This is a genomic window from Streptomyces varsoviensis, assembly GCF_000718635.1.
Taxonomy (GTDB): domain Bacteria; phylum Actinomycetota; class Actinomycetes; order Streptomycetales; family Streptomycetaceae; genus Streptomyces; species Streptomyces varsoviensis.
In genome coordinates this window covers 57,724-71,442 of record NZ_JOBF01000020.1, presented here as the reverse complement: position 1 = coordinate 71,442, position 13,719 = coordinate 57,724, and the positions used below count along the sequence as shown (strand labels likewise).

14 protein-coding genes are annotated in these 13,719 nt (G+C 73.4%); 7 read left to right on the top strand and 7 right to left on the bottom strand.

Annotated features, from left to right (window positions below; all coding sequences use genetic code 11):
* Positions 1–10 precede the first annotated feature (10 nt).
* Genes narH through narI form a run of 3 tightly spaced genes read left to right on the top strand, consistent with a single transcriptional unit; the run spans position 11 to position 3,293 of the window.
* A complete protein-coding gene (narH, locus tag IF55_RS25895) occupies positions 11–1,750 on the top strand; it encodes a nitrate reductase subunit beta (RefSeq protein WP_030885342.1) in 1,740 nt (579 codons plus the stop codon).
* Positions 1,747–2,472, top strand: a complete 726-nt coding sequence (narJ, locus tag IF55_RS25890) for a nitrate reductase molybdenum cofactor assembly chaperone (RefSeq protein ID WP_078645200.1) — start codon at positions 1,747–1,749, stop codon at positions 2,470–2,472. Before narH ends, narJ begins: the two co-directional genes overlap by 4 nt.
* Positions 2,469–3,293, top strand: a complete 825-nt coding sequence (narI, locus tag IF55_RS25885; protein ID WP_078645199.1) for a respiratory nitrate reductase subunit gamma — start codon at positions 2,469–2,471, stop codon at positions 3,291–3,293. The genes narJ and narI overlap by 4 nt, the downstream gene beginning before the upstream one ends.
* A gap of 7 nt (positions 3,294–3,300) precedes the next feature.
* On the opposite strand, the gene IF55_RS25880 is transcribed toward narI, so the two are convergent.
* The 3 genes from IF55_RS25880 to IF55_RS25870 all read right to left on the bottom strand — a co-directional run bounded on the left by IF55_RS25880 (position 3,301) and on the right by IF55_RS25870 (position 5,735).
* Positions 3,301–3,747 carry a GNAT family N-acetyltransferase gene (locus tag IF55_RS25880; RefSeq protein ID WP_030885334.1) on the bottom strand — a complete coding sequence of 149 codons (447 nt, stop codon included), beginning with the start codon at positions 3,745–3,747 and terminating at the stop codon, positions 3,301–3,303.
* Between the two features lie 140 nt (positions 3,748–3,887).
* Positions 3,888–4,763, bottom strand: coding sequence for a LysR family transcriptional regulator (locus tag IF55_RS25875; RefSeq protein ID WP_030885331.1), 876 nt, complete (start codon positions 4,761–4,763; stop codon positions 3,888–3,890).
* Positions 4,764–4,985: 222 nt separating this feature from the next.
* On the bottom strand, positions 4,986–5,735 hold the full coding sequence (locus IF55_RS25870) for an SDR family oxidoreductase (protein WP_030885329.1): 750 nt from the start codon (positions 5,733–5,735) through the stop codon (positions 4,986–4,988).
* A gap of 415 nt (positions 5,736–6,150) precedes the next feature.
* On the opposite strand from IF55_RS25870, the gene IF55_RS25865 reads away from it, so the two are divergent.
* Positions 6,151–6,894: a dienelactone hydrolase family protein gene (locus tag IF55_RS25865; RefSeq protein WP_030885326.1), complete on the top strand. Its 744-nt coding sequence runs from the start codon at positions 6,151–6,153 to the stop codon at positions 6,892–6,894.
* Between the two features lie 130 nt (positions 6,895–7,024).
* Here the strand turns inward: IF55_RS25865 and IF55_RS25860 are convergent, their stop codons facing one another.
* Positions 7,025–8,107 carry an alcohol dehydrogenase catalytic domain-containing protein gene (locus IF55_RS25860; protein ID WP_030885323.1) on the bottom strand — a complete coding sequence of 361 codons (1,083 nt, stop codon included), beginning with the start codon at positions 8,105–8,107 and terminating at the stop codon, positions 7,025–7,027.
* A gap of 161 nt (positions 8,108–8,268) precedes the next feature.
* Here IF55_RS25860 and IF55_RS25855 point away from each other — a divergent pair, with 161 nt between their 5' ends.
* Together IF55_RS25855 and IF55_RS25850 are read left to right on the top strand one after the other, a co-directional pair.
* Complete coding sequence (locus IF55_RS25855) at positions 8,269–9,162, top strand: LysR family transcriptional regulator (RefSeq protein WP_030885320.1); 894 nt, start codon at positions 8,269–8,271, stop codon at positions 9,160–9,162.
* An 82-nt stretch (positions 9,163–9,244) separates the two neighbouring features.
* Positions 9,245–10,228, top strand: a complete 984-nt coding sequence (locus tag IF55_RS25850) for an inositol monophosphatase family protein (protein ID WP_281181054.1) — start codon at positions 9,245–9,247, stop codon at positions 10,226–10,228.
* Positions 10,229–10,297: 69 nt separating this feature from the next.
* Here IF55_RS25850 and IF55_RS25845 read toward each other — a convergent pair whose 3' ends face one another.
* On the bottom strand, positions 10,298–10,777 hold the full coding sequence (locus IF55_RS25845) for a GNAT family N-acetyltransferase (RefSeq protein ID WP_030885316.1): 480 nt from the start codon (positions 10,775–10,777) through the stop codon (positions 10,298–10,300).
* Positions 10,778–10,803: 26 nt separating this feature from the next.
* On the opposite strand from IF55_RS25845, the gene IF55_RS25840 reads away from it, so the two are divergent.
* Entirely contained in the window at positions 10,804–11,373 is a 570-nt protein-coding gene (locus tag IF55_RS25840; RefSeq protein ID WP_048832441.1) for a CGNR zinc finger domain-containing protein, read from the top strand.
* Between the two features lie 79 nt (positions 11,374–11,452).
* On the opposite strand, the gene IF55_RS25835 is transcribed toward IF55_RS25840, so the two are convergent.
* The gene (locus IF55_RS25835; RefSeq protein ID WP_245661408.1) at positions 11,453–12,541 is read right to left on the bottom strand and encodes an MBL fold metallo-hydrolase; all 1,089 of its coding nucleotides are present in this window, start codon (positions 12,539–12,541) and stop codon (positions 11,453–11,455) included.
* A gap of 270 nt (positions 12,542–12,811) precedes the next feature.
* On the bottom strand, positions 12,812–13,639 hold the full coding sequence (locus IF55_RS40780) for a phosphotransferase family protein (protein WP_030885306.1): 828 nt from the start codon (positions 13,637–13,639) through the stop codon (positions 12,812–12,814).
* Positions 13,640–13,719: the final 80 nt, after the last annotated feature.

Here is a 13,719-nt window from a genome sequence, read left to right as displayed (position 1 = left end):
CCGCCGCGTCATGGCCCAGATCGCCATGGTGATGAACCTCGACAAGTGCATCGGCTGCCACACCTGCTCCGTCACCTGCAAACAGACCTGGACCAACCGCGGCGGCACCGAGTACGCCTGGTTCAACAACGTCGAGACCCGGCCCGGCCAGGGCTACCCCCGCGGCTACGAGGACCAGGAACGCTGGAAGGGCGGCTGGCGGCTCAAGGGCGGCCGGCTCGTACCCCGCTCCGGCGGCCGCGCCCGCCGGCTGGCCCGCATCTTCGCCAACCCCGAACTGCCCGCCCTCGGCGACTACTACGAACCCTGGACGTACGACTACGCGAACCTCACCGCGGCCCCGCTCGGCGACGACCTGCCCACCGCCCCGCCCCGCTCCCTCGTCGACGGTCGCCCCACCGCCATCACCTGGGGACCCAACTGGGACGACGACCTCGGCGGCGGACCCGAACACCTCGCCGCCGACCCGGTGCTGAAGAACATGAACGAGAAGGTCCGCCTGGAGTACGAGCAGGCGTTCATGTTCTACCTGCCCCGCATCTGCGAGCACTGCCTCAACCCGTCCTGCGTGGCCGTCTGCCCCTCCGGCGCCCTCTACAAGCGCATCGAGGACGGCATCGTCCTCGTCGACCAGGACCGCTGCCGCGGCTGGCGCATGTGCGTGACGGGCTGCCCGTACAAGAAGGTCTACTTCAACCACCGGACCGGCAAGGCCGAGAAGTGCACGATGTGCTACCCGCGCATCGAGGCCGGAGAGCCCACCGTCTGCTCCGAGACCTGCGTGGGCCGGCTGCGCTACCTCGGCGTCATCCTCTACGACCCCGACCAGGTGGGCGAAGCCGCCCGCGTCCCCGACGAGAAGGACCTCTACGAAGCCCAGCTCGGCTGCTTCCTCGACCCCTTCGACCCGGACGTCGCGCGCGCCGCCGAGGAGTCCGGCGTCCCGCACGACTGGATCACCGCCGCCCGCCGCTCCCCGGTCCGCGCGCTGATCACCGACTACCGCGTCGCCCTGCCGCTCCACCCCGAATACCGCACCCTGCCCATGGTCTGGTACGTGCCGCCGCTCTCGCCGATCGTCGACTCCCTCACCCGCGGCGGCCACGACGGCGAGGACCCGGCCAGCCTCTTCGGCGCCATCGACGCCCTGCGCATCCCCCTCGACTACCTCGCCCAGCTCTTCACCGCGGGCGACCCCGGCCCCGTCGAAGCCGCCCTGTGCCGGCTGGCCGCCATGCGCGCCCACATGCGCCGCGTCAACCTCGGCGACCCCACGGACCCCGCCATCGCCCGAGGCGTCGGCCTCGGCGAGGACGAGATCGAGGCCATGTACCGGCTGCTCGCCCTCGCCAAGTACGAGGAGCGCTATGTCATCCCCACCAGCTACACCGGGACCCTGCCCCCGGACACGATCGACGACGGATGCAGCCTGGACGGGGACGGCGGGCCGGGCATGTACGGAGCCGGGGCCGGTGCTTACGGGACCGGCCAGGGCGCGTACGGCGGCGGCGACGGGACGTACAGCGGCGACCAAGGGGCGTACGGCGGCGGCCGGAACGGGTCCGGCGCCGGGCCGGTGGGCATAGAGGCGTTCCACGCCCCGCCGGTCGCCGGGCCGGGCGCCCCCGGCTTCCCGGACACCCCGGACGCGTCGGCGGACGGGCTGCGCGGCCGCCTCAACCTGCTGAACTGGGACGGCCGGGGCACGCCCCGCGGCCTGTTCCCCCGCCGCCCGGAGACCGAACGATGACCGCTGTACGGCCCGCCGCCCGCCCCGCCATCCACCAAGCGGCCTCCCTGCTGCTGACCTACCCCGACGCCGACTGGCCCGCCCGGCTCGCCGCCGTCGCCGAGACGATGGACGGACTGCCCGGCGCGCCGCCGGCCGCGCTGCTCCGCTTCTGCGCGTACGCCCGCGACACCCCGGCCATGGACCTCGCGGCCCGCTACGTGCTCACCTTCGACCGCAGCCGCCGCCGCACCCTCCACCTGACCTACTACACCGACGGCGACACCCGCCGCCGAGGCGCCTCCCTCGCCCGCCTCAAGGCCCGCTACCGCGCCCACGGCTGGCAGCCGGACGGCGGCGAACTCCCCGACTTCCTGCCCGCCGTCCTGGAGTTCGCCGCCCGCTGCCCGCGCTCCGGGCTCGCCCTGCTCGGCGAACACCGGCCCGCCCTCGACCTCCTCCGCCAGGCCCTGGAGGCCTACCGCAGCCCGTACGCCGACGTCCTGCGCGCGGTACGCGACACCCTCCCGCCCGCCGTGCCCGCCGACCGCGCCACGGCCCGCGCCCTGGCCCGCACCGGGCCGCCCGGCGAGAACGTGGGCCTCGACGTCTTTCCAGGGTTCCCTGGGACTCCCGGGTCTCCCGGGCCTGCCGGGTCTCCCGGGAGTGCCGGCGGCCCAGACCTCGGATCTCCCGGAAGCCCCGCCCCCGGACCGCCGCACGCCGAAGGAGCCCGCAGGTGACCCATCTCCGCATCGCCCTGTGGGGCGTGCTGCCCTACCTCGTCCTGGCGGTCCTGATCGCCGGCACCGCCTGGCGCTACCGCTACGACCGCTTCGGCTTCACCACCCGCTCCAGCCAGCTCCACGAATCCCGCCTGCTGCGCGTCGGCGGGCCCCTCTTCCACTACGCCCTGCTGATGGTCGTCGGCGGACACGTGATGGGCCTGCTCATCCCCGAATCCCTCACCGAACGGCTGCGCGTCGGCGAGAGCGTTTACCACGCCATGGCCCTGTCTGTCGGCGGCCTCGCCGGCCTCGCCGCCGTGGCCGGACTCGCGGTCCTGCTGTACCGCCGGCTGCGGGTGTCCGCCGTACGGGCCGGGACCAGCCGCAGCGACCGCCTGGTCTACCCGCTGCTGATCGCCGTCCTGCTGGCCGGCCTCACCGCCACGGCCACCACCGTCACCAATCCGTACGACTACCGGCTCGGCGTGTCCGTATGGTTCCGCAGTCTGTTCGCGCTGGACCCCGACGTCGACGCGATGGGCCACGCCCCCTTCGCCTACCAGCTCCACGCGCTGCTGGGCATGGCCCTGTTCGCCCTATGGCCCTTCAGCCGCCTGGTCCACGCCTTCACCGCGCCCCTCGGCTACGCGGTCCGCCCGTACATCGTCTACCGGTCGCGCGGCCACGGCCTGTACCGGCCCGCCGCGGCGTCCGGCTCCGGCGGAACCAATGCCTCCGGCGGGCCGGTCGGTACGGGCGGGCCCGGCGGGCGGCGGTGGCGTCGTACGAACCGGGGAGCCGCACAGGCGCACCGGGCGCACCATCACGTCAGTTGACGGCCCGTCAGCCCTGCGGGCAGAGGTAGAACAGCTCCGGGTCGCCCTCGTCCAAGCCGTGGAGCAATCCGGCCGGGCTCCATCCGGCGCGCCGCAGCAGCCGCTGCATCGGCTGGTTGGACACGTTCGTCGAGGTGAACAGCTTCGGGGTGGCCCGGGACGCCGCGGCGTCGGCCAGCAGCCGCGCCCCCACGCCCCGGCCGCGCGAGGTGCGCGCCACCATCAGCATCGTGACGAACCCCTGCTCGAAGAAGGTGTACTCCACCACGCAGTAGCCCAGGGGCCCGGACGCGTCCTCGGCCATGGTCACCAGCCCCTGCCGGCACCACCGCCGGACGCTCGCGCCCCGCTCCGCGTCGCCCGACGCCGCGACCGAGTCGATCCGGACCAGCGCCTCCGCGTCCGACTCGCTCGCGCGGCGCACGGCGAGCTCCCCAAGATCTATGGCATTCATGGGGCCATGGTGTCAGCCATGGGGGCTGAGGCGTCAGCCCGCGGCCGGTCGTAACGGGTCGGCCGGTGGAGCGCGCGGCTCGTCGTTCACAGCCGTACGTCCGAGATCGTCGTTCGCAGGCGTACGTCCGAGATCGTCTTTCACAGCCGTACGTGCGTGAGGAACGCGTCGCGCCCGGGGGAGGTGGTCCGGGGGAGGTAGAGGGCGTGGAGCGGCGCGCTGACCGGGGGTTCGAGGGCGAGGACCCGCGCCCTGCCGCCCGCGGCGGGCCCCGGCGCGGCGGTGACGAAGGCGACGCGGTCGGTGCCGATGACGGCGGTGGCCGGGGGAGTGCCCTGGCGGTCGGTGCGCTCGACGCGGGGCTCCAGGCCCGCCTCGCGGCAGTGGGCGATGAGCAGGTCGGTGTACTCGGAGCGGCCGGGCGTCCCCCAGACCATGAACGTCTCGTCGGCGAGTTCCGGCAGCGAGATGGCGGAGCGGCCGGCGAGGGGGTGGTCGTGGGCGACGGCGATATGCAGCCGCTGCCGGCCGAGCGTGGTGCGGGTCAGGCCGTGGGCCGCCGCGATGCCCCGGCACAGCCCGAGATCGAGGTCCCCGGCGAGGAGGGCGGCGGTCAGTTCGGCGGGGTAGCGCTGATGGACCTCGGGCACGAGGCCCGGGTTGGCCTCCGTCACCGGGGCGAGCAGCGCCACGAGTTCGTCGCCGGTCACGGCCGGCGTGTGGCCGATGCGCAGCGTCTCGCTCTCGCCGCGCCCGATGCGCCGGGCACGGCGCAGGGCGGCGCGGGCCATGCCGCCGAGCACGCGGGCGTCCTTGATCAGCGCAGCCCCGGCGGGCAGGACGGTGACGCCGGAGCTGCCGCGTACGAGGAGGTCCACGCCGACCTCGCGTTCGAGGACCCGGATGGAGGCGGAGAGGGCCTGCTGGGACAGGTGCAGCCGGGCGGCGGCGCGGGTGAGGCTGCCTTCCTCGGCTATGGCGACCAGATGTTCGAGTTTGTTCAGGTCCAGTCGCACGTCGGTGGTCCTCGGCTGGGTCTCGGCGGTGTGTACGGGCCGCGGGCGGCAGGCGGCGAACGGTGCCGCCGTCATCGCCGGGCCCGGGCCGACCGTACCCGGCGTACCCGTCAGCGGTACGTACGGCCGGCCCGGCGGCGTGGCAGCGCGGCGCCCCGGCCGGCTCGCAGCCGAGGGCGCGCTTCGCGCGCGGGCGTGAGTCGGGCGAGGCGCGCTCGGGGGTCAGCGGGTGGTGTAGCCGCCGTTCGGGAAGAGCGTCTGCCCGGTGAACCACCAGCCCTCGGTGGCCAGGAACGTGATGACCGGGACGATGTCCTCGATGTGGGTGAGCTGGTTGCCCATCGCCTGCGAGGCGTGGAACTCGGCCCGCTCCGGGGTCTCCTGCGGGTAGAAGAAGGGCGTGTCCATCGGGCCGGGCGCCACGGTGTTCACCGAGATGTACCGGTCCGCGAACTCCTTGGCCGCCGCCCGGGTGAAGTGCTCCAGCGGCGCCTTGCCGCCGGCGTACGTCGAGTAGCCGTCCGTGAAGGCCGCCAGCAGCGAGGTGCCGATGCTGATGATCTTCCCGTGGTCGTTGAGCCGCCGCCCGGCCTCCTGGATGAAGAAATACCCCGCCTTGGCGTTGATGCCGAACATCAGGTCGTACTCTTCCTCGGTGGTCTCCAGGATGGGCTTGCGCAGCACCATGCCGGTGGTGTTCACCGCGATGTCGACGCCGCCGTAGGTGTCCACCGCCGTGTCGAAGAGCCGCCGCACGTCCGCGACCTTCGTCAGGTCCCCCTGGACGGCCACGGCCTGGCCCCCGGCGTCCTGGATCGCCTTCACCGTCTCCTGGGCGTCGTTCTCGGAGCTGTGGTGGTGTACGACCACCTTCGCCCCGGACTCCGCGAACGTCCTGCTGAGCAGCCCACCGAGGTTCTTCGCACCGCCACCGATGACGGCGACCTTGTCCCGCAGCGTGTTCTCGGCCATGATTCCGCGCTCCCTCTCGTCTGTCTCACGTGCCTTACGTCTGTGCTGGTGATCTGATCGAGCGATCTGGTCGGGTGATCTGATCGAGTGACCTGATCGAGACAGTGGTCGTCTCGATCACGCTCTACGGACGAGAGTAGGTGGACATTTCGGGCATCGGGTAACAAAAGTTTCGCGTCGCCTCACAAAAACCGTCGATACCCCTGAGCGTGCGGCGTCGAGGAGCGGTCTGAGGGAGCGGCCATGGGGGCGGGGGGCGCGGAGGTCCGATTTCGGTGCGTACGTGCGTGATACCCGCGTGAGCAGGGCGAGTTGAGCCCAGAGCGGACACGGGATGGCTCGTCCTGCGCGGGTGATCGGTAGTAGAACAGAAGCTCCGGATTCCAAACTCCACATGGCGATGTCAGGAGCCTGAATGCCCACATCACACGCGACCGTGCAGACCGAGGACGGCGTCTGCGCCGTGACGCTGCACACCCCGGCCGAGCAGGGAAGCTGGCCGGCGGTGATCTTCTACCCCGACGCCGGCGGCGTCCGGGAGGTCTTCGTCGCCATGGCGGACCGACTGGCGGGGCTCGGCTACGCGGTCCTCCTGCCGGACGTCTACTACCGGGCCGGCGGGTACGCCCCCTTCGACGTCGCCACGGCCTTCGACGATCCGGCCGAGCGGGAGCGCCTGTTCACCCTGATGCAGAGCCTGACGGCGGAGCGCGTCGTCAGCGACGCGAACGCGTTCCTCGCCTTCCTGGCGGACCGCCCGGAGGTCTCCGGCGACCGGGTGGGCACCACCGGGTACTGCATGGGAGGCCGGATCTCGCTGATCGTGGCCGGGAACCGCCCGGACCGCATCGCGGCCGCCGCGTCGTTCCACGGCGGTTTCCTCGCCGCCGCCGACCAGCCGGACAGCCCGCACCTGCTGGCCGACCGGATCAGCGCGAACGTCCTCGTGGCAGCCGCCGAGAACGACGACAGCTTCCCCCTCGACCAGCAGGAACGGCTGGAGCAGGCCCTCACCGCCGCCGGGGTGGCACACAGCATCGAGGTCTATCCGGCCGGTCACGGATTCGCCGTGCCGGACAACCCGACCTACGACACCGCCGCCTTCGAACGCCACTGGACGGCCCTGGCCGACCTGTACGCCAAGAGCCTCGCCGGCTGACCGACCCCCCGGCCCCGCCGCCGCCCGCACCGCTCGGGCGGCCCGCCGGGGGCGGCGGTTCCTGTACCAGGCCGCCGGGCGCGGTCGTCCGGCTACGCGGTCGTACGGCTGCGCGGTCGTACGGCTGCGGCTACGGCGTGAGGACAGTGCGGTCGTACGCGCCGCTGTGCTCGGCGGCGTACGCGATCGCCTCGTTGACCTCGTCGAGGGGGAAGGCCCGTACGCGCTCGGCGGTGAGGCCCAGGGCGCCCGAGGCGAGGAGCCGGATGATGCCGACATTCGCGGCGCGGGGGTACATCCACTGGCCGCGTACGGTGACCGAGTTGCGCATGAGCCACGGGTAGGGGAGCGCGAGATGGTCGCCGCCGAGCATGCCGACGCCGCCCATGAGGACCACGCGCCCGTACTCGCGTACGGCCATGGCGGCCACCCGCGCGGCCGAACTGGGCGCACTCGGCGGCAACAGGTCGATGACCATGTCGATCGGACCGTCGGCCGCCTCCGACATCGCCGCGCGGTCGGCGGCCTCGTCACCGGTCAGCCGCACCGGCCGCAGCCGTGGGCCGAACCGCTCCGCGAGCAGATCGAGAACGGCCCGGTTGCGGCCCGGGGCGACCACGCGGCCCGCGCCCATCGCGAGGGCGACCGCGACCGCACTGCTGCCGAGGTTCCCGGTCGCCCCGCTGACCAGCAGCGTCTCGCCGGCTTCGAGCCCGCCCGCCAGCAGACCGCCGTACGAGATGGTGTGCACGGTGAGCGCCGCCCAGCGGGCCGGGTCGTCGGCCGCGGCGGCCGGCAGCGGGAAGACGTTCTCCGTCGGGACCCGCATGAACTCGGCGAACGCCCCGTCGTGCAGGTAGCGGGCGAGCCGCGCGCCACCCTCGCCGCGGGCGCTCCAGCCCTGAAGCGCGATGTCGGGCGTCAGGGCGTCGTCCCGCGAACGCACCGTGGGATCGCACCACACCAGATCCCCGGCGCGCAGCCGCGTGGCGTCCGGGCCGACGTGGACGATCCGCCCCACGGCGCCGACGCCGGGCACGACGGGCGGGACCAGGGCGTAGTTCCGTACGCCGTCGAAGACCTCGGCCGCGTACGGGGGGACGCAGGCGGCGAGGACTTCGACGACCGCCTCGCCGCTCGTGCCCGGCGCGGGGTCCGCCGTCTCCTGGACCCGGAGCGGTTCGCCGAATCCCGTCAGAACTGCTGCTCGCATGTGGTGGCCTCCGTATGCGTGGTGCGCTGTGCTTCGCGCGTTGGGGGGTGTGGTGCTTCGTGTGGTGGGGGGCGTCGCGTGGCGCTCGTCGGTACCGAGGCTAGGAAGCGGAGGCCCATGCGGGAAGCGAAGATCCGGCATCCCTGGTATGCATAAGCCGCATGGACCTATCCAGTACGGACCTGCGGGTCCTGAGGCAGATCGCGGAGTCGGGCAGCTTCACCGCGGCGGCCGGTCGCCTCGGCTATACGCAGTCGGCGGTATCGCGGCAGGCCGCCGCCCTGGAACGGAACGTGGGCTCCGCGCTGTTCGAACGCCGCGCGGACGGAGTGCGGCTCACCCCGGCCGGACTGACCCTGTTGCGCCACGCCCGCACCATCCTGGACTCCTTCGCGGCGGCCGAACGCGACCTCACCGACGCCCATCCGCAGGCCGAACTCGTGCGTCTGGGCGTGATCCTGAGCGCGGGCGCGGCCCTCCTGCCCGCCGCGCTCTCCCGGCTCGCCACGACGGAACCGCGGCTCACGGTCGCGACGCGGGAGGGCACCACGCCCAGCCTCACGCGGGCCCTGCGCGCGGGCACCATCGACCTCGCCCTCCTCACGTCCCGGCCGCCCCACCGGCCACCGGACGGCGAGTCGCCGCGCCTGCACACCGAGACCGTGAGGGACGAGGAACTCGTCGTGGCCGCGTCGGCGACCGGCGCCTTCGCCGGCCGCGCCTCGGTCCACGTCGACGAGCTGGTCGACGCCGCCTGGATCGCCACCCCCTCTGCCGCCTCCGAACCGCTCCTCGGCGTCTGGCCGGGCCTCCCCGGCCGCCCCCGCGTGGCCCACTCCGCACGCGACTGGCTGACCAAACTCCACCTGGTCGCCGCCGGTTTCGGTGTTACGACGGTGCCGTCGGGGCTGTCGGCGGTATTGCCGCGCGGAGTGACTTTGCTGCACGTGGACGGCGCCCCGAAGGAACTCCGGCGCGTCCTCGTCGCCCGCCTACCGGGTCGGCCGACGCCGGGCCTCTCGGCCGTCACCCGCGCGCTCACCGCGGTGGAGTGAGCCGTTGGAGCGGCGTACGTTCGCGGGCGGGCCGGGGGACTGGAAGGCCGGGTTCCGGCCGGCCGTGGATATTCTGCGCGGCATGATCAATTCAACTGCGGGGCTTGCCGGTGCGGCTGGTGCTGCCGACACCGACACCGACGCCGACAGCCCTGGCTCGGGCTCCGGCCCTGACTCCGGCCCTGACTCCGGCCCTGACTCCGGCCCCGGCTCCGGCTCCGGCTCCGAAGGCGATGCCGAACAGGGTGCCGGGCAGAGTGCTGGAAAAGGTGTCGGAGGCGACGCCGAGGTCGCGATAGCCGCGGTACGCGCCGGCGCGTACGTGGTGCGCGCGCTGTACGGCCGGCGGCTCGCCCGTACGGACAAAGGGGCGGGGGACTTCGCCACCGCCGCCGACATCGAGGCGGAGGAGGCGATCCTCGACGTCATCCGCGCCGCCCGGCCCGATGACGCCGTCCTGGGCGAGGAAGGCGGCCGTCGAGGCCCCGCCGGGGAAGCCGAAGCCGTACGCCAGTGGCTCGTCGACCCCCTGTGCGGCACGCTCAACTACGCCGTCGGCACCATGCTCGTAGCCGTCAACGTGGCCCTTAGCGGTGGCGCGGCCGCGGTCGCCGACCCGTTCAGCGGGGAGATCTTCTGCACCGACGGCCGGTCCGCCTGGTCGCGGCACGACGGCCCCAGCCCCGGCCCCGACCTCCCCTTGGCGCCCACTCCCGCCACCCGGCTCGTGGACGTCAACCTGGACCCGCCGTTTCCCGGCGCGCCCGCCTTCCGCGCCGTGGACCTGCTGGCCAGGCCCCGGTTCGTGGAGCGATTCCGTCCGCGCGTCGTCTCCACGAGCCTCGCGCTCGCCTGGGTCGCCGCCGGCAAGCGCGCCGCCTACGTCACGGACGGCGGGGACCTGTCCGGCAGCGTGCATTTCGCCGCCGGCATCGCCCTGTGCCGAGCCGCCGGATGCGTGGTCACCGGGGTCGATGGCCGCCCGGTCGGACAGGGCGGCCACGGACTCGTAGCGGCGGCCGACGGGGAGACCCACGAGCTGCTGATGTCGATGATCCGCGGCTGAAGACGGCGCGTAGGGGACGGGCGGCCTGGTCGCGCCCGGGGTCGGGGCGCCACGGATACTGATGCCGCGTCAAGGACGCCAGTACAGCGCGGGATCGGGATGGTCGACGAAGCCGAACGCGCGGTAGAGCGGTTCGCCGTCGTGCGAGGCGTGAAGGTCGACCCGGGCGACCTCGCGCTCGCGGAACCAGTCGAGCAGGCCCGCCACGGTCGCACGGCCGTGGCCCCGCCTCCGGTACGCCGGGTCGGTGACCATGCCGATCACGTGACCGACCCGGCCATTGTACGAGTGCGGGCCGGGGAACCACTGGTCGACGGTGCCCATGCCGCTGGCGGCGAGACCGTCGTCGCCGTCCACGACGAGAATCCGCGCGTCGTCCGACGCCAGCTTCTCCTTCAGTACGGCGGCAAGGGTCGCACGCCAACCGCCGTCCGCTGCCGGAGGGTTGAAGAAGTCGCCGCCCAGGGTCTCGAACAGCAGCGCCCGCAGCCGTACGAGCTCCGCGATGTCGTCGTGCACTGCCTGCCGTACGCCGGTGTGGTGTCTCATGCCGATCAGATTGATGTAATGGGCTTATGCACCTCAACCCTTACGGAGCGGATGCCGTGAACCTGGCCGCGGACCTGGCCAACCGGCCCCCGGCCGACGCCGGGGAACTGGCCGACCGCTGCCGCGCCGCCGGGCTGGAACTGGAATGCCGGCCCACGCCGCGGGATCTGCGCGGCGTCCGCGCCACGCTCCGGGCGTGGGAGGCGGTCGTGGACGCCGACGACGAGCGGGAACGGGCCGAGCTGGTCAACCGGATGCTCGCCGAGGCTGCCGCCCACCCCCGGCTGACCGACCACGCCGGCGACGGCTGGCATCTGCACTACCGCGACGACGGGCAGCCCTTCGGCGCGATCCTGTCCTCGCTGATCGCCGTGGGGACCGCGCTCCATCTGGTGGGCCGCGGCATGCACCGGCTCAAGCGGTGCGCCGTGGCCGAGTGCACCACGATCTTCGCCGACACCTCCCGTACCGGGCGGCAGCGCTACTGCTCCCAGCCGTGCGCCAACCGTGACGCGGTACGCCGGCACCGCGCGCGAAACGACACGTCGGAGCGGCGCGGGCCCAGCCCCCGAGGCCGTGGGGCGGGCGGCGATTGAGGGCGAAGCGCCGCGGTCGCCCGCCGGGGTGCCGCCCGACCGCCGGAGCGTCGACCGCGCGCGCCGCGGTGCCGCAGCGCTAGTCGGTGGACACCGCCGCGGGCCACTCGCGCGGGAACGGCACGCGCAACGAACGCGCCGCGACCGGCGTGTGCTCGGCGGCGGCGTGCACCCGGCCGTCGCGCAGGACGATGGAACCCCCGCGGAGCATCGTCTCGACGAGTTCGGCGGCGAGTTCCTCCGGCGTACGGCCCAGGAGCCGGGCCGCGTCCGTCAGCCAGGCACGGGCGTGCAGATACGGTTCGACCTCGTCGGCCGGTATCCCCTCGCGGATCATCAAGGCGAAGGCGAAGACCCGCCGCGCCCCGTACCAGACCGCCCCGTCCGGATCGTCCACGAGCCGCTGCCCCCGGCGCAGGGCGGCCGCGAACGCCGAGGCCGGATCGGCGGGTATGGGTCCGTGGGAGGGGAGGACGACGCGCGGGGCGAGATCGGCCATCCGCCGGAGCGAGTCGAGCGCCGTCACCGCCATGCCGGGCCCGTCGAGGGCGAGGTTCACCCAGCCGACGTCGTAGTCCGACAGCGCGTCCCCGACCACGAGCAGCCGCTCGTCCGGCTGCCACAGCGCGAGATGCCCGGGGGTGTGGCCAGGGGTGCGTACGACCTCCCAGTCGGCGTCCCCGAGCCGCAGGACCTGCCCGTCGTCGAGCGCCATGTCGACCGTGTACGGCGCCACGGGCTGGTCGAGGTACTCGGCGGAACAGCAGCCCGGGTCCCGGCGGGAGACCGCCTCGGCCTCCGGGGCCCCGGCCGCGACGGCGGCGCCCCGCGCCTGGAGGAGGGCGTTGCCGCCGACGTGGTCCGAGTGCCAGTGGGTGTTCACGACCAGATCGATCCTTCCGGCGTGCGTGTGCGCCTCCGCCCAGTCGGCGGTCTCCTCGGCATGACCGACGAACCCGCTGTCGACCAGCGCCGGCCGACGCCCGTGCAGCAGAAGGAGGTTGGCATCGGGGAACGGCCGCTGCCGCCAGGTCACCCAGGACGGCAATGAGGGCGAGGACGGCGCGGACGCTGCCGGCCGGTAGCCGCTCCGGCTGTGTCCCCGCGCCCCCGAGCCAGCCTGTTCCCGCTCCTGTGCCGCCCGCACCTGCTGCGTCTGGTCTTTCACGTGCTCTCCTTCGACTTCGACGGACGTCACGGTCTGCGCGGCCCGTAAGCAGGGCGAGGCGAGTTCGCCCGCCGACCGGTCGTGCCACCGGCGGGCGCCCACCCATGACGATCATCATGGCACCGGCGGCACGGGCCACCACGGGGACCACCGCAGATGAATGATCAGACGCGCTACGGGACGCCCGCTACGGAACCGCGCTACGGAATCCGGGCTACGCATCGCGGGCTACGGACCCCGGGCTACGTATCGCGGGCCGCGCATCGCGGGCTACGAAGTGCGGTCGAGGAGCCGGGAGAGCCGCGTGGCCTGCCGCTCGGCCGTTCCCGGTGGATTGCGGCGGCGCTCAAGGCCCTCCAGGGAGTCGAAGGCCAGCAGGAACAGCCACACGAGCGCCAGCAGACCGCGGCAGTCCGCCAGCCGCGCCCGCTCGGCGGCGTTCAGGGCGAACAGCTTGAGGAAGGCGTCAGCATCGAGCGGCGCCCCGGACCAGGCGGCCACGTGTTCCGTGATCTCCGCCAGTTCGAAGGGCCGGTCGCTGCGGCCGGAGTCCTCGAAGTCCACGATCCGTACGCGCGTACCGTCCCAGAGGTAATTGGCGAGGTTGCCGTCACCGGGGCCGAACACGGCGGGGACCTCCGGCGCCCCGCCCAGCTCCAAGCCGGAACGGGACAGCCAGTCAAGGCCGCGGTCCATGGCCTCGCCCACCGCGCCGCCGACCCGCGGCCGCAACCGCGGCGCCCAGGCGCGGACCCGGTCGATGAGATGCCGCTCCCGGCCGGGCCGGGCGGGCACTTCGGCCAGGACGTCCGCCGGCACGGCCGCGTACAACTCGTTGAGTGCCGCGGCCAAGGCCCGGAGCCGCTGACCGTCGATCGGCCGCGCTCCCCGTAGCGGCTCGCCCGGCAGCCGCTCCATCACCACCAGTGGCTCCGCCGCCCCGAGCTCCACGCGGTACGGGGCGGGGGCCAGGCCCGGCGCGTACGTGGCGAGCAGCGTCAGCGCCCGCCACTCCCGCTCGCACGCGTCGCGGTCGCCGGGCCGGAACGTCTTGATCACGCTGTCGTACCGCAGGTCGACGGCGTTCTTGGAGGTCATAGGGGCAATGGAGGGGACGACAGATGGGGCGATGGGCGGGGCGATAGGGGGTGATGGAACGGCTGAGCGCCGGAGGCCGG